Source organism: Pseudarthrobacter sp. 1C304, from assembly GCF_052245515.1.
Taxonomy (GTDB): Bacteria; Actinomycetota; Actinomycetes; order Actinomycetales; family Micrococcaceae; genus Arthrobacter.
In genome coordinates, this window is the sequence record NZ_JBQQCH010000001.1 from 637560 (window position 1) to 660554 (window position 22995).

The following is a 22995-nucleotide window of genomic DNA, read 5'->3' on the forward strand; positions in this document are numbered from 1 at the left end:
ATGCGGCCCATAATCCCCTTTCGGATGGGCGGCATCTGACCCCGCGTTGGTTTGGTTAGACGGCTTCAAGCACGCTGACGTAGTTGGCGATGCCCACTCCGCCCATGTTCTGGACGGCGGCGCGGCGGGCCGTGGGCAGCTGCATGTCGCCGGCGGTGCCGGTGAGCTGCATCGCCGTGATGACGTGCTGGGAGACGCCGGTGGCGCCGACGGGGTGGCCCTTGGCCTTGAGCCCGCCGGAGACGTTGATGGGCAGCTTGCCGTCCTTGAAGACCCAGCCTTCCCGGACAGCGCGCGCCCCCTGCCCCGGCTCGGTCAGCCCCATGGCTTCGTACATGAGCAGCTCGGCGATGGTGAAGCAGTCATGCACTTCGGCGAAGTCCAGATCCTCCAGCCCGACGCCGGCCATCCCCAGGGCGCGATGCCAGGAGGCCCGGGTCGCGGCGAACGCGGTGGGGTCGCGGCGCTCGGTGGGGAAGAAATCGTTGGCCTGGCCGAAGCCTGCGAGCCGGACCGGCGCGGTGGCACCCCCGGTCGGCGAGACGGACAGCACGACGGCGGCGGCGCCGTCGGATACGGGCGAGCAGTCGGTGCGGCGCAGCGGGTCGGCGACCATGGGGTTCTTGTCCGAGACGGTCTGGCAGAACTCCTCGCCGAGGTCCTTGCGGAGCTGGGCGTAGGGGTTGTCCACACCGTTGCGGTGGTTCTTGGCCGCGATGGTGCCCAGCACGTCCGACAGGTTCCCGGCGGCGCCGTAGCGCTTCTCGTAGTGCTTGGCCACCTCGGCGAAGAGGCCCGTGAAACCGGTGGTGGAGGCCTTGCCGGCCATGTCGTAGTCGGCACCGAGCAGGGCCGCGCCCACCACGTCGGCCCCGGCCTGGGTCATCTTTTCGGCGCCGATCACCAGGACGGTCTTGGCGGTGCCGGCCAGCAGCGACTTGGTGCCCTGCTGGAAGGCGGCCGAGCCGGAGGCGCAGGCGTTCTCCACCCGGGTGGACGGGACGTTGGCCAGCTGGTCGGAGACCTGCAGGGCCAGTGAGGACGGGAACGCCAGCGGCATCATGCCGGAGTTGAACTGGCCGAGGTAGATCTCGTCGATCTGGCCCGGCTCGATCCCGGCGTTGCCGATGGCCTCCGTGGCCACCTGGACGATCAGGGATTCCAGGGTCTCGTCCGTGAGTTTGCCGAAGCGGCTGTGGCCCCAGCCGGTCAGCAGGACATCCTTGCCGAACTGTTCCTTGAGGCTCATGCCGTGGCTCCTTCCAGGGCGGGGGCTGCGTCGTTGCCGAGGGCGACGTCGAACTCCGCTTCGGTCTTTTCGCGGATCTCCTCCACGGTGACGCCGGGGGCGAGGCGGGTCAGCGTCAGCCGCCGGACGCCGGCTTTCTGTTCGTCCTTGTCCAGATCGAACACGGCCAGGTCGCTGATGATCCGGTCCACGCAGCTCAGCCCGGTCAGCGGGAGGGTGCATTCCTTGACGATCTTGGCGGTGCCGTCCTTGGCGTTGTGCTCGGTGAGGACCACCACGCGCGGGGTCCCGGCCACCAGGTCCATGGCGCCGCCCATGCCCTTGACCATTTTGCCGGGGATGGTCCAGTTGGCGAGGTCGCCGTTGCCGGAGACCTGCATGGCGCCCAGGATGGCGACCTTCACGTGCCCGCCGCGGATCATGCCGAATGACGTCGCGGAGTCGAAGATGCTGCCGCCGGGCAGCACCGTGACGGTCTGCTTGCCGGCGTTGATGAGGTCCGCGTCCTCTTCGCCCTCGTAGGGGAACGGGCCCATGCCGAGCAGGCCGTTTTCGCTCTGCAGGACGACGCGGACGCCGTCGCGCAGGTTGTTGGCGACCAGCGTGGGGATGCCGATGCCGAGGTTGACGTAATCGCCGTCGTTAAGTTCTTCGGCCGCGATGGCGGCCATTTCATTCCGGGTCCAAGCCATGGTGATTTCTCCTGAAAAGTGTGGGTGGTGGCGCTCAGGCCGGATCAGACGGCGACGGCGGATGCGGCGGCAGTGTCAGCAGCCGCAGCGGCTGCCTCGCGGGGCCGGACCGTCCGCTGTTCGATGTCCTTGGCCCGGCCGCTGGCCTGCACCAGGCGCTGGACGAAGACGCCCGGGGTGACAATGTGGTTGGGGTCCAGCTGGCCGGGTTCCACAATCACCTCGGCTTCAGCGACGGTGACGGCGCCGGCGGTCGCGACGACGGGGTTGAAGTTCTGCGCGGTGTAGCGGTAGATCAGGTTGCCGTCGGTATCGGCGGTGTGGGCGTGCACCAGTGCGACGTCGGCCTTGATGGCGCGCTCCAGGACGAAAGTCTCGCCGTCGAACTCCGCCAGCGGCTTGCCTTCGGCGACGAGGGTGCCGACGCCGGTCTTGGTGTAGAACGCCGGAATCCCGGCGCCCCCGGCACGGAGGCGCTCGGCGAGGGTGCCCTGCGGGGTGAACTCGACTTCGAGGTTGCCGGCGAGGTACTGCTCGGCGAAGAGCTTGTTTTCCCCCACGTAGGAGGCGATAACTTTGCGGACCTGGCCGGCTTCAATGAGGACTCCGAGCCCCTTCCCGTCGACGCCCATGTTGTTGGACACCACCGTGAGGTCCTTGACGCCGGAATCGCGCACGGCTTCGATCAGGTCAGCCGGAATGCCGCTGAGGCCAAAACCTCCGACGGCGAGCGTCATCCCGTCCCGCAGTACGTCCTGCAGCGCGGCCGCCGCTCCGGATTTCACCTTTGACATTGCATCTCCTCATTGAGCTCTTCTTGCTGCCCGGCTGGCAATCCACTTTGTGGACCGGCTTCCTGCTGAAGGAGCCTACGGGGCGGAAATGGAGGCTGTCAACGGGTGATTTCGACCTCTGTGGTGCCATTTTTACAGTGTGGACGCTAGGCTATGGAGCATCCACATTATGGATACTTTCACGGGATACGCAGGGGTTCGAGGGGGAACATGAGTTCAGCACCGGTCCAGGGCGCGCAGGTGGTCAGCCGCATCGCGTCGCTGCTGCGCATTGTCGGGCGGACGCCTGTTGGCTCCCCGCTGGTGGAACTGGTCCGGGAATCCGGGCTGACCCGCCCCACGGTGCACCGGCTCCTGTCCTCGCTCGCCGCCGAGGGGCTGCTGGACCAGGACCGGCAGAGCGGCAACTGGGTGCTGGGGCCGGAGATCCTGCTGATGGGCTCCGTGGCCTCGGCGCGTTTCCCGCTGGAGGACATCGCCCGGCCGAGCCTGCGCCGGCTCGCCGAGGAAACCGGCGAAAGCGCGTTCTTCTCCATCCGGCGCGGCGCGGAAACGGTGTGCCTGCTCCGCGAGGAGGGGAGCTTCCCCGTACGGTCCTTCGTGCTGCACGAGGGTGTCCGCTTCCCGCTCGGGGTGGCCTCCGCGGGGACCGCCATCATGGCGTTCCTGCCCGCGGCGGAGCAGGAGGAGCTCCTGGCGGACTGGGACGCGCACGCGGGTGCCTTCGCGGCTGCCCACACCGCGCCGCTGGTCCGGGAGAATCTGGCGAAGACGCGGCAGGCCGGTTATTCGGTGAATCCGGGGCTGGTGCTGGAGGGCAGCTGGGGGATGGGCGCCGCCGTCTTCGACCAGCGCGGCCGCCCCGCGTGGGCGCTGTCGCTGACCGGCATTGAACCGCGCTTCAAGGGCGAACGGCAGGAGATGCTGGGCCGCCTGCTGATGGAGGAGGCGCACCGGATCTCCACGCTGCTGCAGCGCCGCTAGGACCCGACGGCGGTCCGGGGGCACTTCGCCACGGACACGCCGGGCTGTGGCGTCCCGCCGGGCCGGGCGGGCCTCAATGTGCCCCCGGAGCGCCGGCTACTTCCACCAGGTGTCGAAGATGGTGACCGGGACGGTGCGCTTGTGCCGGGTGCGGAGGTACTTCTGCTCGATGGATTCGGCCACGGCGTCCGGGACCTCGCGGCCTTCGAGGTAGTCGTCGATCTGGTCGTACGTCAGGCCCAGCTCGTCCTCGTCGGTGCGGCCGGGCTGGCCGTCCAGGAGGTCCGCCGTCGGGACCTTCTGCCAGACGCGGGCGGGGGCGCCGAGTTCGGCGAGCAGGGCCCGGTTCTGGCGCTTGTTGAGCCCGAACAGCGGCAGGATGTCCGCGCCGCCGTCGCCGAACTTGGTGAAGAACCCGGTGACGGATTCTGCGCCGTGGTCCGTGCCGATCACCAGGTAGTTGTGTTCCCCGGCGAGGGCGTATTGCGCAATCATGCGGGTGCGGGCCTTGGTGTTGCCCTTGTGGAAGTCGGAGATTCCGTTGCCCACGGTCTTCTCGAATTCGTCCTCGAAGCCGTCCACGGCCGCGGAGATGTTGAACGTCCATTCGGTTTTCGCCTGGATGAAGTCCAGCGCGGCCTGGGCGTCCTGCTCGTCGTGTTGCACCCCGTAGGGGAGACGGACGGCCACGAAGTTGGCGTCGACGCCGTCGGCCGCGAGCTCCTCGACCGCCAGCTGGGCCAGCCGGCCGGCGAGGGAGGAATCCAGCCCGCCGGAGATTCCGAGGACAAAGCCCTTGGTGTGGGTGGCCAGGAGGTAGTCCTTCAGGAACGTGACGCGCTTGCGCACCTCCCCGGCGGGGTCGATCCGGGGCTGGACACCCATTTCTTCGATGATCTTCGCCTGGAGTTCACGCATGACTCAAAGCCTAGCCAGCAGTGTCAACCGTGCTCAACTAAGTCAGTCAGCCCGGCGTTGCGAGCGGGGCCGGGGCGGTGGAGCCGCGGACCGTGAGGTGGGTGGGGGAAACCCCTCCCGCGGGCGGGCTCCGCAGGCGTAGCGTATGGCCATGGAGAAGACCGGATGTGTGGTGGTGGGCGGCGGCCCCGCCGGCATGATGCTGGGACTGCTGCTGGCCCGGGCCGGCGTTCAGGTCACGGTGCTGGAGAAGCACGCGGACTTCTTCCGGGACTTCCGCGGCGACACCGTCCATGCGTCCACCATCCGGCTGATCGATGAGCTGGGCCTGGGCGAGGAGTTCCGCCGGCTCCCGCAGAGCCGGCTGAGCAACGTGGCGTTCCCGGTGCCCGGCGGTCCACCCGTGACGATGGGCAACTTCGATGCCCTGCCCCCGCCGTACAACTACGTCGCCATGATGCCGCAGTGGGACTTCCTGAACTTCCTGGCCGGCGCCGCCGCCCAGGAGCCCTCCTTCAGCCTGCGGATGGGCCACCGGGCCACTGCGCTGGTCCGGAACGGCGGCCGGGTCAGGGGCGTCCACTACCGGACCGCGGACGGGGAGTCGGGGGAGATCCTGGCGGACGTGGTGGTTGCGACGGACGGGCGCCATTCCGCCCTGCGCAGCGCGGCCGGACTTGCCCCGAAAGAGTACCCGGTGCCGTTCGACACATGGTGGTTCCGGCTGCCGAGGCTCGCCTCCGAGCGCGGTGAGATCGCGGGCATTGTGCCGGCGTTCGGCCGCGGCGAGGCGCTGCTGGCGCTCAATCGGACCGACTACTTCCAAATGGGCTACCTCGCGCCCAAGGGCACGGATGCCCGGATCCGGGCCGAGGGGGTGGCAGGGTTCCGGCGCCGGATTGCGGCCCTCCGCCCCGATCTCGCCGACCGGGTGGATGCCATCGCGTCGCTGGAGGACCTGCACTGGCTGGACGTGCGCCTGGACCGGCTGCGCCGCTGGCACATCAACGGGATGCTCTGTATCGGAGACGCCGCCCATGCGATGTCGCCGGCCGGCGGGGTGGGGATCAACCTGGCAATCCAGGACGCCGTGGCCGCCGCGGACTGCCTGGCCCCGGCGCTGCTCCGAGGGCAGGTCACCCGCGCCGACCTGGCGAAGGTTGTCCGACGGCGGCGCCTGCCCACCGTCGTCGTCCAGACTGTGCAGCGCGTGATGCACCGGCTGTTGTTCGAGCCGATCATGACCGGGACGCGGGCCGGGGCGCCGGCCATCCTGCTGTTCCTGGCCCGGCACGTCCCGGCCGCCGGAAGGGTGGTCCCGCGGTTCGTGGCCTTCGGGCCGCGGCCCGAACACGCGCCCGCCTTCGCCCGCCGCGTTCCTTCCCCTCCATCGATTGCTCCGTAACAGCCCGTGCAGCCCCAGAAGGGCGGAGCAGCGGAGAGGGTCAGCCGCGGGAGGCCAGGTACTCGATGAGTCCCTTGACCGTAGCCACCGCCGGGTAGTCCCGCTCCGGAATGTCGACGCCGGTGGCGGTGTCGATCGTCTCGATGAGCCGGAGGAAGTCCAGCGAGTCGAGTTCCAGGTCCTGCCGCAACCGGGCGTCCTCGTCCACGTCGGCCAGGTCGACGTCAGGCGCCACCTTGCCGATCGCGGCCTGCACCGCCAACCGGGCGTCCTGTTCGTTCATGGTTCCTCCCGCGTTCCGATCCGATTCCCGCTCCGGCCCCGGCTCACAGCTCCTCCGGTTTCTGCAGCAGCTCATCAATGCGGGTCAGGTAGCGGCCCCCGCGCAGGCCGTCGCTGACCCGGTGGTCGGCGGAGAGCGTGGCCGTCACGGCGGGACGGACACCCAGCATGCCGTCGTGCGCCCACGGCTGCTCCACCACCCGGCCGAGGCCCAGCATCGCGACCTGCGGCGGGTAGATCACACCGAAGACACTGTCCACGCCCAGGTCCCCGAGGTTGGTCACCGTAATGGTGGGATCGGCCATTTCGGCGCGCTGCAGCCGCCCGGCGCGCGCCCGGCTGACCAGATCCCGCAGCTGCTCCATCAGCACGTCCACGGCCAGGGTGTCCGCGTCGTGGAGGGCCGGGGCCACAATGCCGCCCTGCCGGAGGGCCACCGCGACGCCGAGGTGCACGGACGCACTGGGCCGGAACCCGCCGTCGTCGTCGTAAAAGCCGTTCACCTCCGGCACATCCCGGGCCGCGAGCGCCGCGGCCTTCAGCAGGAGCGCCGAGGCCACCAGCCGGGACGCCACCGGCCGCTGCGCGTTGACGGACTGCATCCAGGCGACGGCGGCCCGCAGGTCCAGGGTGGTGCTGAGGTAGTAATGCGGAATGGTCTTCTTTGACCGCGACATCAGGGCCCCCACAGCGCGGCGCAGGCTGGCGACGCGCTCGCGGGCTTCCGCGGTTTTGCCCGGGGCCGGAGCCGCGGGCGGGGGCTGCTCCTGCGGGGGCGGGGGGAGCCCGACGGCGGCAGCAGCCGCGGCTTCCGGCAGGCGGCCCGCGGCGTGCTGCACGTCCGCCACGGTCACGGCACCGTCCGGGCCGCTGCCGCTGACGGCGGACAGGTCGACGCCGAGTTCCGCGGCCAGCCGCCGCGCCCGGGGGGAGGACCGTACCCGTCCTGCGGACGGCCGGGCCGCGGCTGCGTGCTCCACGTCGGCCCGAGTGACCGCGCCGCCCTTGCCGGTGCCATGGAGCCGGGCCGGGTCGATGCCCAGCCCGTGGGCCAGATGCCGGACGGGCGGCGCGATCGGGGCAGCCTCCCCGGCATGCGAGGGGGCCGGAGCGTCCCCGGCAGGGGAGGGGGCCGGAGCGGCGGACGGCGGCGATATGGCTCCGGCCGCGGGGCCGGGTGTGGCGCTGGTCTCGGCCGGGGTCGGAGTGATCCGGGCCAGCGGTGTGCCCACCGGCACTGTGGTGCCTAGGTCCACCAGGAGCTCGGCCACCACCCCCTCCTGGAAGGACTCCACGTCCATAACGGTCTTGTCCGTGTCCACCACCGCCACCAGATCCCCGCGGCGGACGTAGTCGCCGGGCCGGACCAGCCACTCGACCACCTTGCCGTGTTCCATGTCGGCCCCCAGCGAGGGCATCAGGAAGTCAGCCACCGGCGCTGACCGCCTGCCGCGCCGCCGCGGTGATCCGGTCCACGGAGGGCAGGGCCGCCAGCTCAAGGTGCTTCGAGTAGGGGATCGGCACCTCGGCGCTGCAGACCCGGCCCACCGGGGCGTCCAGGTCATAGAAGGCGTTCTCGGTGATCCGGGCGCTGATTTCGGCGGAGATGCTGCCGCTGCGCCAGCCCTCGTCCACCACCACGGCGCGGTGGGTCCTGCGGACGGAGGTGAGGATGGCGGCCTCGTCGAGGGGACGGAGCGTCCGAAGGTCCAGCACCTCGGCGTCGATGCCGTCGACGGCGAGCTGTTCGGCGGCATCGAGGACGGGCTGGAGCGTCCCGCCGTACGTGATCAGGGTGACGTCGGCGCCGGGCCGCCGGACCGCGGCGGTGTCAATGTCCACGGCCCCGGCGTCGTCGTCGAGTTCGCCGGCGACGTTGTACAGCGAGCCGTGTTCGAAGATCAGCACCGGATCCGGGTCCTGCAGCGCCGTCCACAGCATGCCGCGGGCGTCCGCCAGGGTGGCGGGGGCGAGGATGCGCAGGCCGGGGATGTGCGCGAACCAGCCCTCCAGGCTGTGCGAGTGCTGGGCGCCCAACTGGCGGCCGGCGCCCGTGGTCATCCGGATCACGAGCGGGACGTTGAACTGCCCGCCGGACATGTGCAGCAGGCTCGCGGCGTTGTTGACGATCTGGTCCAGGGCCAGCAGGCTGAAGTTGACGGTCATAATCTCCACAATGGGACGCAAACCGGCCAGCGCCGCGCCGATCCCGGCGCCCACAAAACCGGACTCGGAGAGCGGCGTATCCCGGATGCGCTGCGGGCCGAACTCCTCCAGCAGGCCGAGGCTCACGGCGAAGGACCCGCCGTAGGACCCCACGTCCTCGCCCATCAGGAAGACCCGTTCGTCGCGGAGCATCGCATCGCGGATCCCGGCCCGGAGCGCTTCGCGGTAGCTGGACTTCATGGCCCGCTCCGCCCGGTGGCTGCCCGGCTGTCCGCGCCGCGCTCGCTGTAGACAAAACGGGTCAGGTCCTCCACGGGTTCGAGGGTCCCGGCCTCGGCGAAGTCGACGGCGGCGGCGACCTCCGCATCGGCCTCCTCCTCCAGCTGTTCCCACTCCTGCGCGGTGAGCTGGCCCGCGGCCTCCATCGAGGTGCGCAGCAGGGTGATGGGGTCGCGCTCCAGCCAGCGGGCGACTTCGGCCTTGTCGCGGTACCGTTCCGGGTCGAACATCGAGTGGGCCCGGAAACGGTAGGTGCGCAGCTCCAGGAAATGCGGGCCGCCGCCGGAGCGCACAGCCTCGACGGCGCGGCGGGCCGCATCTTCGACCGCCAGCACGTCCATGCCGTCCACGGCCCACGCGGCCACCTCGTAGCCGGCGGCCTTCAGCGCCATGTCCGTCTGGGATTCCGAGCGCCCCAGTGCGGTTCCCATGGCGTACAGGTTGTTTTCGCAGCAGAACAGCACGGGCAGCTGCCACAGCGCGGCAAGGTTGAGGCTCTCGTGGAATTCTCCTTCGGCGACGGCGCCCTCGCCGAAGAAACACACCGTGGCGCGGGAGCGGCCGGTCATCTTGTCCGCGAGCGCCATCCCAACGGCGAGCGGCAGGCCGCCGGCCACGATCGCGTTGCCCCCGTAGAAGCGCGTGGCGGCGTCGAAAAGATGCATGGAGCCGCCGCGGCCCCGGCAGCAGCCCTCGACGTAGCCGTACATCTCGGCGAGGATCGCCCCCGCGGGGACCCCGCGGAGCAGGGCGTGGCCGTGTTCCCGGTAGGTCGCGAGGACGGCGTCGTCCGGGGCGAGCGTCTCCAGGACGCCGGCCGCCACCGCTTCCTCCCCGATGTACACGTGCAGGAACCCGCGGATCTTGGCGGCGCTGTAGAGCTCGACGCACTTTTCCTCGAGCCGCCGGACGCGCAGCATCTGCAGCAACAGGTGCCGGCCGTGGGCGGGGTCCAGGACGCGGGCCGGAGGGTCGAGGGGGCCGGTCATTGCGGTGCTCCGGGTTCCGGCTCCGACGCCCCGGCAGGGGACTCAACGGGGGACTCCACCGTGGACGTGTCGCCTTCGGGCAGGCCCAGTTCCCGGGCCTTGAGCAGCCGCCGGAGGATCTTGCCGCTGCGGGTCCGGGGCAGGGCCGCGGTGAACTCCAGCAGTCTCGGCGCCACCGCGGGTCCGAGGCGCTTCCGGGCGAAGCCGATGATCTCCAGCTGCAGGTCCTCGGACGGCTGCCAGCCGGACCGGAGCTCCACGAATGCCTTCACCACCTCGCCGGCCACGGGGTCGGGGACCCCGATCACCCCCGCCTCGGCGACGGCGTCGTGCTCCATCAGGCAGCTCTCCACTTCGAACGGGCCGATCAGGTGGCCGGAGGACTTGATCACGTCGTCGCCGCGCCCGACGAACCAGTAGTACCCGTCGGCGTCGCGCCTGGCGAGGTCGCCGGTGAGGTACCAGCCGCCCGCGAAGCAGCGGCGGTAGCGTTCCTCCTCGTGCAGGTAGCCGCGGAACATCGACGGCCAGCCCGGCCGCAGGGCCAGCTCGCCCACCGCGTCCGGCTCCGTTACGAGGACCGCCTTCCCGTCGCGGACGATCGGCTTGTCGGAGGCGTCCCGGGCCACGATGCCCGCCTCGACGCCGGGCAGCGGCCGGCCCATGGAGCCGGGCCGGATTTCGGTGGCGGCATAGTTGGAGATCATGATGCCGCCGGTTTCGGTCTGCCACCAGTTGTCGTGCACGGGCAGGCCGAACGCCTCCTGGCCCCAGGCCACCACCTCGGGGTTCAGCGGTTCACCGACGCTGGCGACGAAGCGCAGCGCGGACAGGTCGTGGCCCCGGGCCCGGTCCGCCCCGGCCTTCATGAGCATCCGCAGCGCCGTCGGGGCCGTGTACCAGACGGTGACGTGCTGTTCGGCGAGGATCCGGTACCAGCGGTCCGGGTCCATCTCCTCCTCGTCCACAATGGTGGTCACCCCGTGGGTGAGCGGCGCGATCACGCCGTAGGAGGTTCCGGTGACCCAGCCGGGATCGGCCGTGCACCAGTAAATGTCGTCCGGGTGCAGGTCCAAGGCGGTGGTGCCCGTCGCGTGGTGCGCGGTGACGGCGTCGTGCACGTGGATGGCGCCTTTCGGCGTGCCCGTGGTCCCGGAGGTGAAGTGCAGCAGGGCCATGTCCTCTGCCTGCGTGGCGGCTACCTCACTGTCGGCGGGCGCTGCGCGCATCAGCGCGGTGAGGTCCAGCGTGCCCGGTTCCGGGTCGCCGTCGGCGTCGGTCAGCAGGACGTGCCGGAGCTCCGGCAGGGACCCGCGGATCCCGGCAATTTTCTTGCGGTACAGCGCCCGGGTGGTCACCAGGGCCCGGCCGGAGCCCAGGTGCAGCCGCTGCCGGACGGGTTCCGGGCCGAAGGCGGAGAACAGCGGGCAAAAGACGCTGGCGTTCTTGAGTGTTCCCAGCACGGCGATGTAGAGCGCCGGGCTGCGCCCGGTGAGCGAGAAGACGCGCTCGCCGCGTCCGATGCCGAGGCCGCGGAGCACCGCGGCGAACCGGCTGGTCTGCTCGGCGAGCCCGGCGAAGCTGAGGGAACGGACGCTGCCGTCGGCCCGGATGAACCGCAGCGCCTCGTGCCCCGCGAGAGCGCCTGCGGTGTGCCGGTCCACCGCCTCATAGGCGATGTTCACGCCGCGGCCGCCGGGCAGGCCGGACAGTTCGTGGCGCGCCTCGTTCCACGAAAACGCAGCACACGCGGCGTCGTAGTCCACCAGGTTCGGGCGGACCCGGAAGCTCGCGGGGTCCTTGGGGATGGCGGGCCAGCGGGTGGAAGGTTCCGTTCCTGCCGTCATGGTTCCATGGCACTCCAGCCCGGAGGGGGTGCCTAGAGGAAAAAGGCCCGGCGCGGGCCGCCCGGGAGTCCCCGACATCCAACCGGGCCGCGGGCAGTCGCGTGCCGTCCAGCCACTAAACTGGGTCCCATGACTGCCACCAGTGTCCCCGCAGCCGATGCCGCTGCCGCCCGTGCCCGCCTGCTGGAACTGATTAAGGAACTGGCCGTGGTCCGCGGCAAGGTCATCCTCTCCAGCGGCGCCGAGGCCGACTACTACATCGACCTGCGCCGCATCACGCTGCACCACGAGGCATCCAAGCTGGTGGGCCAGGTCATGCTGTCCCTGATGGACGACGCCGGCATCGACTTTGAGTGCGCGGGCGGGCTGACCATGGGGGCCGACCCCGTCGGCACCGCTGTGATGCATGCCGCGGTCGACGGCGGACGCCCCGTGGACGCGTTCGTGGTCCGCAAGGCGCAGAAGTCCTACGGCATGGGCCGCCAGGTGGAAGGCCCTTCCGTTGAGGGACGCAAGGTGCTGGTGCTTGAAGACACGTCCACTACCGGCGGCTCGGCGCTTGCCGCCGTCGAGGGCGTCCGCAAGGCCGGCGGCAACGTCGTCGCCGTCGCTGTGATCGTGGACCGCGACACGGGCGCCAAGGAAAAGATCGAGGCAGAGGCCGGAGTTCCCTATCTCTTCGCCTTCGGCAAGGACGAACTCGGCCTGAGCTAGGCGTTCTTCCCTCAGCGGACGCGTGTGGACCGGGGGTTTGCGGTGTCTTATCATTTTCAGATAGCCACCAGAGCCCCCGGAGACCACGCGACATGCTCCTGCCCGAACCCGACGAACTCCTCGAATCCGAGCACCTCACCACCGTAGACCAGGTCCAGAACCTCATTCTGGACAGTGCCGACTTCGAGGATTTCCTCAACGAACTCGCGCGGTTTTCGGCGCACCAGGTGGCGGGCGCCGGGGACGATGCCCTGTGCGGGATCACCCTGCTGCGCGACCGGAAGGCAGCAACCATCGGCTGGAGCAGCGAGTCCGCGCGCGAAGTGGACGAAATCCAGTACCGGCTCTCGCAGGGCCCGTGCCTGACGGCGGCCCAGGAGGAACGGGAAGTCTATGTTCCGGACCTGTTCGAAGAGGATCGCTGGGGCCCGGACTATGCCAGTGCCGTCGCGTCCCACGGCCTTCGCTCGGTGCTTTCCGTACCGTTCCACCTGCAGGGCGAGGCCCAGGCGGCACTGAACCTGTACTCCGACGCGCCGCACAAGTTCGACGGCGATGTGGCCGCCCGGGCGCGCGACTACACTCGCCAGATCTCGCAGGCGCTCCGGCTCGCGGTCCGCTTCTCCCTGCACACGGACAGCGCTACCAACCTCCGGGCCACCCTCGAATCCCGCACCGTTATCGACATGGCGATCGGGATTGTCATGGCGCAGAACCGCTGCAACCAGGAAACGGCCGTCCGCATCCTCACGGACGCTTCGAGCAATGGGAATGTCAAGCTGCGTGACATTGCCGCGTCCCTGGTCCGCTCCGTCGGCGGCACGGCGTCCCGGACCCACTTCGAGGAACCCGGGCGGCAGGCCACCGGCTGAACCGGGAGCGGGATATGACTTGTGCGCACTGTCGGGGACCTATAGTCTGAACGAGGTTGAGCCGTCGGCCATAGATTCCTATTTTTTGGAGTACCTATGGACCAGTCTCTTAATGCTCAGGTCAGGATTGATACCGTCTCCGATACCGTTCGGATCGACGTCCTTGGCAGCCTCACCCAGATCTCCCGGCCGTCCCTCATGCAGACCATCCGGCGTGTCCGCCAGATGGGGATCACCTCGCACATCCGGGTGGAACTGGGCAGCGCAGCATTCGTTGAATCTGCCGCCCTGGCCGGTCTCCGCGCCGACCTTAACGCCGTTGACGGCGGCGCTGGCCCCGTTGCCGGCACGGCCGCCAAGGGAAGTGGTGTCTCGCTGATGCTTTCCACCGGTGTCCTCGGACCCGCGGCGGCGCTGCAGCCCCTGGACCTTGCCGGAGAAGTCCAGACGCCCATGGACACGTCCGGCCTGCGCCCGCTGGCGGGCTATTCGGACGACGAACTGCTGGCCGCCAGCGATTCGGTGTTCGGGCTCCTAGACAACCCGGCCGTCATGGCCCGCTCGGAACTCCTGGCCACCTTCGACGACATTTCCCTGGAAATCGCCCGCCGCGAAGTTGGCCGCGCCGCCAAGCCCGCGTAGGCAGGGCGGCGGCGTCATTCCGGCGCCGGGGCCGTTCTCTGCGCGTTTCCGATCCGGCAGCCCCGGTGGCTACGGTAGTGATGTGCCGCAAGAGCCGGAGAATCAGAACCTGGGCGGGGCCGGCGACGCCGACGCCCGTGTGCTGCGGCACGCCGCCGAACTCCAGCGGTTTTCGCGGCGCGGGTTCCTGGGCGGCACGGCGGCCGCCTCGGTGCTGGCGGCCGACATGCTGTTCACCCGGCGGGTGCAGGCCGAACGGCGGGTCCACCGGATCCTCCCGGTGCCGGACGAGACCGCGGAGACCTACTACCCCAACGCCAGCTGGTTCCTTTTCCCCGGCTACAAGACGAGCTGGGAGGAGGCCCTGTGGATCCTGAACGCGCTGCGCGGAACACTGAACAAACGCGGCCAGCTGGCCGCCGTCGGCTATTCCAACGTGGGCCTGGACATTGACCAGATCGTGATCGCTGTGGTGGAGCATGCCCGGGCGCATCAGCTGACTACCCTCTATTTCTACGGCCACAGCTTCGGCGGCATGGTGGCCACCCAGGTCGCCGCCCGGCTCCGGGAGCTGCACGGCATCGAGGTGGCGTTTATCCTGCTCGATTCCAGCCCGTGCAGCAAGTACGACGTGCTGGACCAAAGCTGGTTCGAGGGGGTGGTGTTCCTCTACGAAAAAGGCTTCCGGTTCCCCACCGTGCTGCGCGGCGGCTACGAACTGGGGGAGCGGATGCTGCACAAGGACGAGCGCAGCTGGGGGCAGATCCTGGACCAGACCCTGGAGCAGCTGTCGCCGATCGCACCCTCCAGCGTGCTCATCCAGTCCGAGTCCGCCTACATCTACCACTTCGATGCCACCCGTTTCGCGGGGAAACTCGGCGGGACCCGGATGGCCTTCGTCGGCAACCCCCGGGACCGGACCGTGGACTACGAGACCGCCCGGGACTCCTGGTCGCTGACCTTCAAGGACAACATGGCCAACGCTTCCCTGCGTACCGACGGCGCCCGTCCGGCGCACGCCAGCCCGGGCTGGAACCCGTTCATCTACCGGCCCATCATCGAGGAACTGCAGGACGGGATGTTCCCGCTGCCCTCCGGCGGGGGCAAGAAGACCGCGTTCTGAGGCCTGGCCCTAGATCTGGTTCTTCAGGTCCGCTACGGAGTTCAGGATCTGGTTCGGACGGAACGGGTAGGCGGCGATGTCGTCCTTGTGCGTGATGCCGCTGAGCACCAGCACCGTGTGCAGCCCCGCCTCCATCCCGGCAATGATGTCCGTGTCCATCCGATCGCCGATCATGGCCGTGGTTTCCGAATGCGCGTCGATCTGGTTCATGGCCGAGCGGAACATCATCGGGTTGGGCTTGCCCACAATGTACGGCTCGCGGCCGGTCGCCTTGGTGATGAGCGCCGCGATGGCGCCGGTGGCCGGCATGGGCCCGTCCTTCGAGGGCCCGGTGGCGTCCGGGTTGGTGGCGATGAACCGCGCACCGCCCAGGATCAGCCGGATGGCCATGGTGATGGCCTCGAAGGAGTAGGTGCGGGTCTCGCCCAGCACCACGAAGTCCGGGTCCTGGTCCGTGAGGATAAAGCCGGCCTCGTGCAGCGCCGTCGTGAGGCCCGCCTCGCCGATCGTGTAGGCGCGGTTGCCGGACTCCGAGCCGCGTACCTGGTCCTTGAGGAACTGGGCGGTGGCCAGGGCCGAGGTCCAGATGTTCTCCTCGGGGATCTCCAGGCCGGAGCTCTTCAGCCGTGCGGCGAGGTCCCGCGGCGTGAAGATGGAGTTGTTGGTCAGGACGAGGAACCGCCGGGACGTGTCCACCCAGCGCTGGATCAGTTCCGCGGCGCCCGGAATCGGCTGGTTTTCGTGGACCAGGACACCGTCCATGTCGGTCAGCCAGCACTCGATCTCCTGGCCGCTGCGGTACACCGACGGTGCCGAGCGCACGTCGTCCGGGTTGTCCCTGTGCTGTTCCTGCTGCTCCGCCATGCTGTCCTCCGCCGATAATGTGCCGATGCCAGTCCCAGTCTAATGTTGACTGGTGACTGAACCCGAGATCCCCAGCGAAACCCGCCCCGGCCACCTGGCGGAGCCAGAGCCGGAGCCGGAGCCGGAGCTGGCGCTAGCGCCGGAGGGGGAGCCCAAGCCGGAGGTCGGCGTCGGGCCCTGGGAAGGCGAACTGCCGGAGGGTGCGCACTGGGACCCGGACCTCCTGGCGGACGGCGACCGCCGCAACGTGGTGGACAAGTACCGCTACTGGAAGCACGAGGCGATCGTCGCGGACCTGGACGCCAAGCGCCACAACTTCCACATCGCCATTGAAAACTGGCAGCACGACATGAACATCGGCACGGTAGTGCGCAGCGCCAATGCGTTCCTGGCCAAGGAAGTCCACATCATTGGACGACGCCGGTGGAACCGCCGCGGCGCCATGGTCACCGACCGCTACCAGCACGTCCGGCACCACCCCACCGTCCAGGACTTTGTGGAATGGGCGCAGGGAGAGGGCCTGGCAATCATCGGGATCGACATCTTCCCCGATTCCGTGCCTTTGGAAACCTACGAGCTGCCCAAGGACTGCGTGCTGGTGTTCGGGCAGGAGGGCCCGGGGCTGTCCCCCGAGGTCCACGAGGCCGCGGTGGACACCCTGTCGATCGAGCAGTTCGGCTCCACCCGCTCGATCAACGCCGCCTCGGCCGCGGCCATCGCGATGCACGCCTGGATCCGCCGGCACGTGTTCCACCAGCCCCCGGGCTGAGGGCCGCCGCGGTTTTCCCGCGTTGCTCCGATCAATTGACCTGCCCAGAGGGTCACTGCCGCGAAGTGTCGTCTCGGCGGGGGGCGAGTATTACAGGCCGAGTGACCGGAAACACGGCCCCCGGCGTCGGAATGGCTAGGATGGTTCGTAGCCGACGAGGTTCCCCGCAGGGGCACCCCAGCCCGCAGACGAAATTCACTTTAGGAGTCAGCATGCCCATTGCAACCCCAGAGATTTACTCCGAGATGATCGACCGCGCTAAGACGGGCGGCTTCGCGTTCCCCGCCGTGAACGTCACCTCCTCCCAGACCCTCAACGCGGCCCTCCGCGGCTTCGCCGAGGCCGAGTCCGACGGCATCGTCCAGGTGTCCACCGGCGGTGCAGCGTACTGGTCCGGCGCGTCCACGAAGGACATGGTGGCCGGCTCCCTGGGCTTCGCCGCGTTCGCCCGCGAGGTGGCCAAGAATTACGGCGTCAACATCGCCCTGCACACCGACCACTGCCCCAAGGACAAGCTGGACGGCTTCGTCCTGCCGCTGCTGGCCGCCTCCGAGGCCGAGGTCAAAGCCGGCCGCAACCCGCTCTTCAACTCGCACATGTGGGACGGCTCCGCGGAAACCCTGCAGGAAAACCTGCGCATCGCCCGTGAACTCCTGGAGCGCACCGCTGCCGCCAAGATGATCCTCGAGGTTGAGATCGGCACCGTCGGCGGCGAGGAAGACGGCGTCGAGAACGCCATCAACGACAAGCTGTACACCACCGTCGAGGACGCCCTGGCCACCATCGACGCCCTCGGTTCCGGCGAAAACGGCCGCTACATCACGGCGCTGACCTTCGGCAACGTGCACGGCGTCTACAAGCCCGGCGGCGTCAAGCTCCGCCCGGAAATCCTCAAGGACATCCAGGAGCAGGTGGGCGCCAAGATCGGCAAGTCCAGCCCGTTCGACCTGGTCTTCCACGGCGGCTCCGGCTCCTCCGATCAGGAAATCGCCGACGCCGTCTCGTACGGCGTGATCAAGATGAACATCGACACGGACACCCAGTACGCCTACACCCGCCCGGTGGCGGACCACATGTTCCGCAACTACGACGGCGTCCTGAAGGTCGACGGCGAGGTGGGCAACAAGAAGCTGTACGACCCCCGCGTGTGGGGCGCCTCCGCCGAGGCAGGCCTCGCGGCCCGCGTCGTCGAAGCCGCCCAGCAGCTCGGTTCCACCGGCAAGACGTTCTAGGCATGTCGGACGAGTTCCGCAAGAACCTGATGGGCCCCGAGCCCACGCTCCTGCCGGCGGAGACCGAGGTCTACCAGCACCTGGCCCTCGGCCAGGAGGCCCTGGACCTCGTGGCGAAGCACCCGACGTCCTCGCTGCTCTGGGCCGTGCTGGCCGAGGAAGCGTGGGCTGAGGGACGGACCATCGATTCCTACGCCTACTCCCGCGTCGGCTACCACCGCGGCCTGGACTCGCTACGCCGCAACGGCTGGCGCGGCGTCGGGCCCATCCCGTGGGAGCACGAACCCAACCGCGGATTCCTGCGCGCCCTGTACTCGCTGGGCCGCGCATCAGCGGCGATCGGCGAGGCGGACGAGCCGGAGCGGATCGAAAAGTTCCTGAACGACTCCGATCCCGCCGCCAAGGCAGCGATCGAAGCCGAGAAGCGCTGACAAACCAACGCGGGGTCAGCTCCCGCCCATAAATCCCCTTGGGATGGGCGGGAACTGACCCCGCGTTGTTTGTTAACGCACGACGGCGGGCGTCCACCAAAGGTGGGCGCCCGCCGTCGTGCTCTGGAAGGTCAGCTGGCCTTGGCCAGGCCCGTGCGTGCCATGGCATCCGCGTACACGGTGCCCATTTCTTCGAGGTACTGCTCCTGGCGGGCCGGGGTTCCGGCGAAGGCGCGTCCGCTGAGCGAGCGGACCTTGTAGGTCTTGAGGCCGCGGCGCCAGATCATGGGAACTTCGGTCTTCAGGAGCAGGTTGGCGAGGCGGTTCGCCTCGGTGCCGTGGGCCACAATCACGGAGGCGCGGGGCACCAGGGCGAGGAACTTCAGCAGCGGCTTCAGGCCCGCGGAGATCTGGTCCGGCGTGAACTTTCCGTTCGGCTCGCCCGGGACGTGCCAAGGGTGGACGTTCCACGGCATGACGTACTCAGGGCGCAGGCCCAGCTTCCACTGGACGCCGAGCAGCCGGGTGGCGGCCTCATCGTCGCCGGCGGTGATAAACCCGGACTTGTCCTCGGTTCCGATGTTGGAGAAGAGGCTGATGATCCGGCACTCGTCGACGTCGTGCATCGGATCGACGTAGGGGACGGTGGTGCCGGCCTTGGCCGCCTGCAGCGTGTCGCACAGTTCGTTGACGGCTGCGACGCTAGGTTCGTAGCGGCGGCTCAAAAGCTGCTCGCGGGAATTTTCAGTGGCCAAGGCTGTCATATGTTGCTGAGTCTCCTGCGGGATTGGTAACGCTGCCAGACCGCACGCGGGCACGCGGAACACGGGCACGCCAAGTACGGTGTGGTTTGAAAATGTGGTGTGGACCGAATTCATGAGCGGTCGTTAGTAGTCTATCAAGCCCTGCGGAAGTCCATTGGATGGTCAAATGAGCTGCCGCCCCCGCCATCGGCTAAACTTGGGTGGTAAGAGCCCCGGACTCTGGCGTTGACGGCATGGATCAAACCAGTGCAGATCGAAGCAGTACAGATCGTAGTGGTACTGCTCACAGCGGTAGATTCGGGGCATTCTCATGAACGGCGCTGAACCCCCGGTGACCACCTCGGTGCATCACCCGGACTTCAGCCCGAACGAATGGGGGAGGATCCCATGCCAGCAATCGTGATCGTCGGAGCCCAGTGGGGCGACGAAGGCAAAGGTAAGGCCACTGACCTGCTCGGGGGCCGTGTCGACTACGTCGTCAAGCCCAACGGCGGCAACAATGCCGGGCACACCGTCGTCGTAGGCGGTGAGAAGTATGAGCTCAAGCTCCTTCCTGCCGGCATCCTGAGCCCCAACGCGGTTCCGATTATCGGCAACGGCTGCGTGGTGAACCTCGAGGCGCTGTTCCAGGAGATCGACGGGCTGGAAGCCCGCGGCGCCGACACCTCGAAGCTGCGCGTCTCGGCCAACGCCCACCTCGTGGCGCCCTACCACCAGGTCCTGGACAAGGTCACCGAGCGCTTCCTCGGGAGCCGCGCCATCGGCACCACGGGCCGCGGCATCGGCCCGGCTTACATGGACAAGGTGGCCCGCCTCGGCATCCGTGTCCAGGACGTCTTTGACGCCTCCATCCTGCGCCAGAAGGTGGAAGGTTCGCTGCGCCAGAAGAACGAGCTGCTGGTCAAGGTCTACAACCGCCGCGACATCGAGGTGGACGAGATCGTGGAGTACTTCCTGTCCTTCGCCGAACGCCTCCGCCCACTGGTCATCGACAGCACCTATGTGCTGAACACGGCGCTGGACGAAGGCAAGGTGGTCCTCATGGAAGGCGGCCAGGCCACGTTCCTGGACGTTGACCACGGCACCTACCCGTTCGTGACCTCCTCAAACCCCACTGCCGGCGGCGCCTCCGTGGGCTCGGGCATCGGCCCCACCCGCATCTCGCGCTCCATCGGCATCATCAAGGCCTACACCACCCGCGTCGGCGCAGGCCCGTTCCCGACGGAACTGTTCGATGACATGGGCATGTACCTGCAGAAGACCGGCGGCGAGTTCGGCGTCAATACCGGCCGGCCGCGCCGCTGCGGCTGGTACGACGCCGTGCTGGCGCGCCACGCCTCCCGCGTCAACGGCTTCACGGACTACTTCGTCACCAAGCTGGACGTCCTCACCGGCATCGAGCAGATCCCGGTCTGCGTGGCCTACGACGTCGACGGCGTCCGGCACGATGAAATGCCCATGACCCAGACCGAGTTCCACCACGCGAAGCCCATCTTTGAGTACTTCGAGGGCTGGACCGAGGACATCACCGGCGCCCGCACCCTGGACGATCTCCCGGAGAACGCCAAAGACTACGTCCTGGCCCTGGAGAAGCTCTCCGGCACACGCTTCTCGGCGATCGGCGTCGGCCCGGACCGTGACCAGACGATTGTGGTCAACGACCTCATCAACGACTGACGCTTTACCAACTGACGCACGACGGCGGCGGGTCACCTTTCAAAGGTGGCCCGCCGCCGTCGTGGTTAACGCCCGGAACCCGCCGGCGAAAAAACTTCCGCCGGGTGCGTAACCTTTTGGCGCGCCCCGACGATTACCCCTCTGTAAGCGCCGCCGGAGGATGGACCCCCCACCAGGACTCCGGCCGGTCCTTCCACTGCAAGTGCAGGCCAGCGCCCGCCCCCATCGGGCGCTGGCCAGCCTTCCACTGAAAGCGCGGGCTGTTGACTGCCCCCATCAGGCCTCAGCCAGCCTTCAAACAAAACAAAGGATGTACGTTTCATATGAAGAGTGTTAGCAAGACCACCAAGATTGCTGTCGGCGCCGCGATTCTCGCGGTCGGAGGCTTCTCCGGTATCGGCCTGGCCAACGCGGCCCAGGTTTCGAACACCCAGCAAGCTGAAGTGACCCCCGCTACGCCCGCCATCCCGGCAACCCCCGAGGTTCCGGCGACTTCCGAACTTCCCGCCACGCCGGCCGTCCCCGCGGTTCCGGCTTCCCCGTCCGTTGATGGCTCCGCCGAGGGCGAGTCAGACATTGAAGGCACCGAAGGCTCCGCCGCCGGAGAAGTTGCCGCTGACAAGGACGCCGTCTCCGCCGAGGGTGCCGCCAACGCCAAGGGCGCGGCCCAGGCCGAGGTCGCTGCCCGGGCCGGGGCCCACGTGACGGTTGCTGTTCCCGCCGTTCCCGCCGTTCCGGGCGCCAAGGGCACCCCGGCCGTTCCGGCCGTTCCGGCCGCCCCCGCTGTTCCGGGCGTTCCGACCCTGCCGTCGGACGAGCTTCCCGAGCGCAGCAAGTAGGCAACAAACGCCTCCTTGGAGGCACCCGGGGTGCGGCCGCTAGACTTGCCGGGGGCCGCACCCCAGCAGTAACCGGAAGGACAGCCACTTGGCAGCACAGCTAAGCGACGACGAATTGTCAGCAGCCTTGGCTGGCGACCCGTCAGGATTCAGCGCTGTCTACACCGTCATTTCACCCGCGGTGCTCGGCTATTTCCGGGCCCGGGGCGTGGATGACGCCGAGGCCCTGACACAGGACGTCTTCGTGGACGTCCTGCCGAAACTGGCCAAAGTCACCGGCGGCCACAGCGGGCTGCGGACCTTCATCTTCTCCGTGGCCCACGCCCGCCTGGTGGACCACCGCCGGCGGGCCGAACGAACCCCCCATCTGGCCGAGTACGATCCCCTGGACGACACGCGGTACGCCGCGTCCGCCGAGGACGAGGTGCTGGGCTCCCTGGGCGGGATTGCAGATTCCCTCTCCCTGCTCAATGAGGAGCAACGGGAAGTTTTGGTCCTGCGGATTGTCGCGGACCTCTCCATCGAACAGGTGGCCCGCATCATGGACAAAACCCCGGGGGCCATCAAACAGCTTCAGCGTCGCGGGCTCAACGCCCTGCGCGAACTCGTCACCGAAAAGGACCACGCAGCATCATGACCGGAACACGCGACCCCCAGCAGGATGGCAGCATCCACGCGATGCTCCGTGATTCCGGGCTCGAGACCTCCACTGAACTCCGCAGCTCACTCGAGGAACTGCGCGCCCTGGTGCCGGACCGGGCCCCGGTGCCCCGCGCCGACCTCGCCGCGCTCCTGTCCGGCGGCCAGGGAGCCGGCGCGGCAAGAGAAGCCTCCACCACCATGATGCCTGCCGTCGCGGCCGATACGACGGCGATGCCCGCCGTCTCAGCGGTGGACCAGCCGGCCGGCGTCGTAAGCCTTACCGAGCGCCGCGGCCGGAAGCGCAGGCTGGCGATCGTCGGAGGCGCCGTCATCGGCGCCATGACACTCGGGGTCGGCGCTGTGGCGGCCTCCAGCGAGGATTTCCGGGACAGCGTCAGCAAGACCGTGGGCATCATCTGGCAGCCGGTCGACGAGGCGCCCGACGTCGCGCCCGAACCCGCCAGGCCCTCGCCGACGGACCTTCCGGCAGCTCCCGCGCCCGCAAAGGTGCCGGGCGGTGCCACGCCTCCGGCGGCAGGCGTCGTGCCGAAGGCACCCGGCTCCGCCGGTGCCGTTCCTGCGACGCCCGGAGCCGCCACTCCGCCAGCTGTTGGACGCGACGGCGTCCTTCCGGACCCGCCGCGCCGTCCCGTCAGCCCGGGCGTGCCTGGGCTCCCCGCGCCGGGTAAAGACCGGGGTGCGCCGTCGGATCCGAAGCCGGAGCCGACGCTTCCCGCGGTGCTCCCCACACTCCCCAGCAATTAGCCGGCCGGACAGCCGGTTCGCGGGAAACGTGCGGGCTCGCCGTAATTAAACGGCGA

The 22995-nt window shown here is 68.8% G+C and carries 24 protein-coding genes; 13 read left to right on the forward strand and 11 right to left on the reverse strand.

What is annotated here, in order from left to right; translation table 11 throughout:
- Positions 1–55 precede the first annotated feature (55 nt).
- The 3 genes from ACTWQD_RS03050 to ACTWQD_RS03060 are packed head-to-tail and all read right to left on the reverse strand — an operon-like array spanning position 56 to position 2735.
- Positions 56–1249: an acetyl-CoA acetyltransferase gene (locus tag ACTWQD_RS03050; protein WP_443194710.1), complete on the reverse strand. Its 1194-nt coding sequence runs from the start codon at positions 1247–1249 to the stop codon at positions 56–58.
- On the reverse strand, positions 1246–1941 hold the full coding sequence (locus tag ACTWQD_RS03055; RefSeq protein WP_443194711.1) for a CoA transferase subunit B: 696 nt from the start codon (positions 1939–1941) through the stop codon (positions 1246–1248). The genes ACTWQD_RS03050 and ACTWQD_RS03055 overlap by 4 nt, the downstream gene beginning before the upstream one ends.
- Before the next feature lie 44 nt (positions 1942–1985).
- The gene (locus ACTWQD_RS03060; RefSeq protein WP_443194712.1) at positions 1986–2735 is read right to left on the reverse strand and encodes a CoA transferase subunit A; all 750 of its coding nucleotides are present in this window, start codon (positions 2733–2735) and stop codon (positions 1986–1988) included.
- A gap of 210 nt (positions 2736–2945) precedes the next feature.
- Here ACTWQD_RS03060 and ACTWQD_RS03065 point away from each other — a divergent pair, with 210 nt between their 5' ends.
- Positions 2946–3719 (forward strand): IclR family transcriptional regulator, encoded by a 774-nt coding sequence (locus ACTWQD_RS03065; protein WP_443194713.1) that lies wholly within the window; start codon positions 2946–2948, stop codon positions 3717–3719.
- 96 nt (positions 3720–3815) lie between these two features.
- Here the strand turns inward: ACTWQD_RS03065 and nadE are convergent, their stop codons facing one another.
- Positions 3816–4637 (reverse strand): ammonia-dependent NAD(+) synthetase, encoded by an 822-nt coding sequence (gene nadE, locus ACTWQD_RS03070; protein ID WP_443194714.1) that lies wholly within the window; start codon positions 4635–4637, stop codon positions 3816–3818.
- A gap of 151 nt (positions 4638–4788) precedes the next feature.
- On the opposite strand from nadE, the gene ACTWQD_RS03075 reads away from it, so the two are divergent.
- Complete coding sequence (locus tag ACTWQD_RS03075) at positions 4789–6042, forward strand: FAD-dependent oxidoreductase (RefSeq protein ID WP_443194715.1); 1254 nt, start codon at positions 4789–4791, stop codon at positions 6040–6042.
- Positions 6043–6082: 40 nt separating this feature from the next.
- Here the strand turns inward: ACTWQD_RS03075 and ACTWQD_RS03080 are convergent, their stop codons facing one another.
- From ACTWQD_RS03080 to acsA, 5 genes are read right to left on the reverse strand one after another with little or no spacing between them, the layout of a single operon-like run.
- Positions 6083–6325 carry an acyl carrier protein gene (locus ACTWQD_RS03080; protein WP_443194716.1) on the reverse strand — a complete coding sequence of 81 codons (243 nt, stop codon included), beginning with the start codon at positions 6323–6325 and terminating at the stop codon, positions 6083–6085.
- Positions 6326–6368: 43 nt separating this feature from the next.
- Positions 6369–7757: a dihydrolipoamide acetyltransferase family protein gene (locus tag ACTWQD_RS03085; protein WP_443194717.1), complete on the reverse strand. Its 1389-nt coding sequence runs from the start codon at positions 7755–7757 to the stop codon at positions 6369–6371.
- Positions 7750–8730 (reverse strand): alpha-ketoacid dehydrogenase subunit beta, encoded by a 981-nt coding sequence (locus tag ACTWQD_RS03090; protein ID WP_443194718.1) that lies wholly within the window; start codon positions 8728–8730, stop codon positions 7750–7752. Before ACTWQD_RS03090 ends, ACTWQD_RS03085 begins: the two co-directional genes overlap by 8 nt.
- The gene (gene pdhA, locus ACTWQD_RS03095) at positions 8727–9758 is read right to left on the reverse strand and encodes a pyruvate dehydrogenase (acetyl-transferring) E1 component subunit alpha (RefSeq protein ID WP_443194719.1); all 1032 of its coding nucleotides are present in this window, start codon (positions 9756–9758) and stop codon (positions 8727–8729) included. The genes ACTWQD_RS03090 and pdhA overlap by 4 nt, the downstream gene beginning before the upstream one ends.
- A complete protein-coding gene (acsA, locus tag ACTWQD_RS03100) occupies positions 9755–11605 on the reverse strand; it encodes an acetate--CoA ligase (protein ID WP_443194720.1) in 1851 nt (616 codons plus the stop codon). Before acsA ends, pdhA begins: the two co-directional genes overlap by 4 nt.
- Positions 11606–11734: 129 nt before the next feature.
- Between acsA and pyrE the strand changes: the two genes are divergently transcribed.
- From pyrE to ACTWQD_RS03120, 4 genes are all read left to right on the forward strand, one after another.
- The gene (gene pyrE / locus ACTWQD_RS03105; RefSeq protein ID WP_443194721.1) at positions 11735–12319 is read left to right on the forward strand and encodes an orotate phosphoribosyltransferase; all 585 of its coding nucleotides are present in this window, start codon (positions 11735–11737) and stop codon (positions 12317–12319) included.
- Between the two features lie 92 nt (positions 12320–12411).
- Positions 12412–13191 carry a GAF and ANTAR domain-containing protein gene (locus tag ACTWQD_RS03110; RefSeq protein ID WP_443194722.1) on the forward strand — a complete coding sequence of 260 codons (780 nt, stop codon included), beginning with the start codon at positions 12412–12414 and terminating at the stop codon, positions 13189–13191.
- Between the two features lie 96 nt (positions 13192–13287).
- Positions 13288–13833, forward strand: coding sequence for a hypothetical protein (locus ACTWQD_RS03115; protein ID WP_443194723.1), 546 nt, complete (start codon positions 13288–13290; stop codon positions 13831–13833).
- A gap of 82 nt (positions 13834–13915) precedes the next feature.
- Positions 13916–14956 carry a thioesterase domain-containing protein gene (locus ACTWQD_RS03120; RefSeq protein ID WP_443194724.1) on the forward strand — a complete coding sequence of 347 codons (1041 nt, stop codon included), beginning with the start codon at positions 13916–13918 and terminating at the stop codon, positions 14954–14956.
- A gap of 9 nt (positions 14957–14965) precedes the next feature.
- Here the strand turns inward: ACTWQD_RS03120 and ACTWQD_RS03125 are convergent, their stop codons facing one another.
- A complete protein-coding gene (locus ACTWQD_RS03125) occupies positions 14966–15820 on the reverse strand; it encodes an HAD-IIA family hydrolase (RefSeq protein ID WP_066433172.1) in 855 nt (284 codons plus the stop codon).
- Between the two features lie 94 nt (positions 15821–15914).
- Between ACTWQD_RS03125 and ACTWQD_RS03130 the strand changes: the two genes are divergently transcribed.
- From ACTWQD_RS03130 to ACTWQD_RS03140, 3 genes are all read left to right on the forward strand, one after another.
- The gene (locus ACTWQD_RS03130; RefSeq protein WP_443194914.1) at positions 15915–16589 is read left to right on the forward strand and encodes a TrmH family RNA methyltransferase; all 675 of its coding nucleotides are present in this window, start codon (positions 15915–15917) and stop codon (positions 16587–16589) included.
- A gap of 212 nt (positions 16590–16801) precedes the next feature.
- Positions 16802–17821 (forward strand): class II fructose-bisphosphate aldolase, encoded by a 1020-nt coding sequence (gene fbaA / locus ACTWQD_RS03135; protein WP_443194725.1) that lies wholly within the window; start codon positions 16802–16804, stop codon positions 17819–17821.
- A gap of 2 nt (positions 17822–17823) precedes the next feature.
- The gene (locus ACTWQD_RS03140; RefSeq protein WP_443194726.1) at positions 17824–18252 is read left to right on the forward strand and encodes a DUF3151 domain-containing protein; all 429 of its coding nucleotides are present in this window, start codon (positions 17824–17826) and stop codon (positions 18250–18252) included.
- Between the two features lie 131 nt (positions 18253–18383).
- Here the strand turns inward: ACTWQD_RS03140 and ACTWQD_RS03145 are convergent, their stop codons facing one another.
- Positions 18384–19016 (reverse strand): uracil-DNA glycosylase, encoded by a 633-nt coding sequence (locus ACTWQD_RS03145; RefSeq protein WP_443194727.1) that lies wholly within the window; start codon positions 19014–19016, stop codon positions 18384–18386.
- A 387-nt stretch (positions 19017–19403) separates the two neighbouring features.
- Here ACTWQD_RS03145 and ACTWQD_RS03150 point away from each other — a divergent pair, with 387 nt between their 5' ends.
- From ACTWQD_RS03150 to ACTWQD_RS03165, 4 genes are all read left to right on the forward strand, one after another.
- The gene (locus ACTWQD_RS03150; protein ID WP_443194728.1) at positions 19404–20693 is read left to right on the forward strand and encodes an adenylosuccinate synthase; all 1290 of its coding nucleotides are present in this window, start codon (positions 19404–19406) and stop codon (positions 20691–20693) included.
- A 323-nt stretch (positions 20694–21016) separates the two neighbouring features.
- The gene (locus ACTWQD_RS03155; protein WP_443194729.1) at positions 21017–21532 is read left to right on the forward strand and encodes a hypothetical protein; all 516 of its coding nucleotides are present in this window, start codon (positions 21017–21019) and stop codon (positions 21530–21532) included.
- A gap of 88 nt (positions 21533–21620) precedes the next feature.
- Complete coding sequence (locus ACTWQD_RS03160) at positions 21621–22169, forward strand: RNA polymerase sigma factor (RefSeq protein ID WP_443194730.1); 549 nt, start codon at positions 21621–21623, stop codon at positions 22167–22169.
- The gene (locus ACTWQD_RS03165) at positions 22166–22939 is read left to right on the forward strand and encodes a hypothetical protein (protein ID WP_443194731.1); all 774 of its coding nucleotides are present in this window, start codon (positions 22166–22168) and stop codon (positions 22937–22939) included. Before ACTWQD_RS03160 ends, ACTWQD_RS03165 begins: the two co-directional genes overlap by 4 nt.
- The last annotated feature ends 56 nt before the right edge of the window (positions 22940–22995 follow it).

Bases quoted from the DNA above. Each gene is read 5' to 3' on its own strand.
- ACTWQD_RS03150 (WP_443194728.1), top strand. From the start codon at position 19,404: ATGCCAGCAATCGTGATCGTCGGAGCCCAGTGGGGCGACGAAGGCAAA.
- pyrE (WP_443194721.1), top strand. From the start codon at position 11,735: ATGACTGCCACCAGTGTCCCCGCAGCCGATGCCGCTGCCGCCCGTGCC.
- ACTWQD_RS03075 (WP_443194715.1), top strand. From the start codon at position 4,789: ATGGAGAAGACCGGATGTGTGGTGGTGGGCGGCGGCCCCGCCGGCATG.
- ACTWQD_RS03090 (WP_443194718.1), bottom strand. From the start codon at position 8,730: ATGAAGTCCAGCTACCGCGAAGCGCTCCGGGCCGGGATCCGCGATGCG.
- nadE (WP_443194714.1), bottom strand. From the start codon at position 4,637: ATGCGTGAACTCCAGGCGAAGATCATCGAAGAAATGGGTGTCCAGCCC.
- ACTWQD_RS03115 (WP_443194723.1), top strand. From the start codon at position 13,288: ATGGACCAGTCTCTTAATGCTCAGGTCAGGATTGATACCGTCTCCGAT.
- acsA (WP_443194720.1), bottom strand. From the start codon at position 11,605: ATGACGGCAGGAACGGAACCTTCCACCCGCTGGCCCGCCATCCCCAAG.
- ACTWQD_RS03080 (WP_443194716.1), bottom strand. From the start codon at position 6,325: ATGAACGAACAGGACGCCCGGTTGGCGGTGCAGGCCGCGATCGGCAAG.
- ACTWQD_RS03145 (WP_443194727.1), bottom strand. From the start codon at position 19,016: ATGACAGCCTTGGCCACTGAAAATTCCCGCGAGCAGCTTTTGAGCCGC.
- ACTWQD_RS03140 (WP_443194726.1), top strand. From the start codon at position 17,824: ATGTCGGACGAGTTCCGCAAGAACCTGATGGGCCCCGAGCCCACGCTC.
- ACTWQD_RS03060 (WP_443194712.1), bottom strand. From the start codon at position 2,735: ATGTCAAAGGTGAAATCCGGAGCGGCGGCCGCGCTGCAGGACGTACTG.
- ACTWQD_RS03165 (WP_443194731.1), top strand. From the start codon at position 22,166: ATGACCGGAACACGCGACCCCCAGCAGGATGGCAGCATCCACGCGATG.
- ACTWQD_RS03125 (WP_066433172.1), bottom strand. From the start codon at position 15,820: ATGGCGGAGCAGCAGGAACAGCACAGGGACAACCCGGACGACGTGCGC.
- ACTWQD_RS03050 (WP_443194710.1), bottom strand. From the start codon at position 1,249: ATGAGCCTCAAGGAACAGTTCGGCAAGGATGTCCTGCTGACCGGCTGG.
- ACTWQD_RS03155 (WP_443194729.1), top strand. From the start codon at position 21,017: ATGAAGAGTGTTAGCAAGACCACCAAGATTGCTGTCGGCGCCGCGATT.
- ACTWQD_RS03055 (WP_443194711.1), bottom strand. From the start codon at position 1,941: ATGGCTTGGACCCGGAATGAAATGGCCGCCATCGCGGCCGAAGAACTT.
- fbaA (WP_443194725.1), top strand. From the start codon at position 16,802: ATGCCCATTGCAACCCCAGAGATTTACTCCGAGATGATCGACCGCGCT.
- ACTWQD_RS03110 (WP_443194722.1), top strand. From the start codon at position 12,412: ATGCTCCTGCCCGAACCCGACGAACTCCTCGAATCCGAGCACCTCACC.
- ACTWQD_RS03065 (WP_443194713.1), top strand. From the start codon at position 2,946: ATGAGTTCAGCACCGGTCCAGGGCGCGCAGGTGGTCAGCCGCATCGCG.
- pdhA (WP_443194719.1), bottom strand. From the start codon at position 9,758: ATGACCGGCCCCCTCGACCCTCCGGCCCGCGTCCTGGACCCCGCCCAC.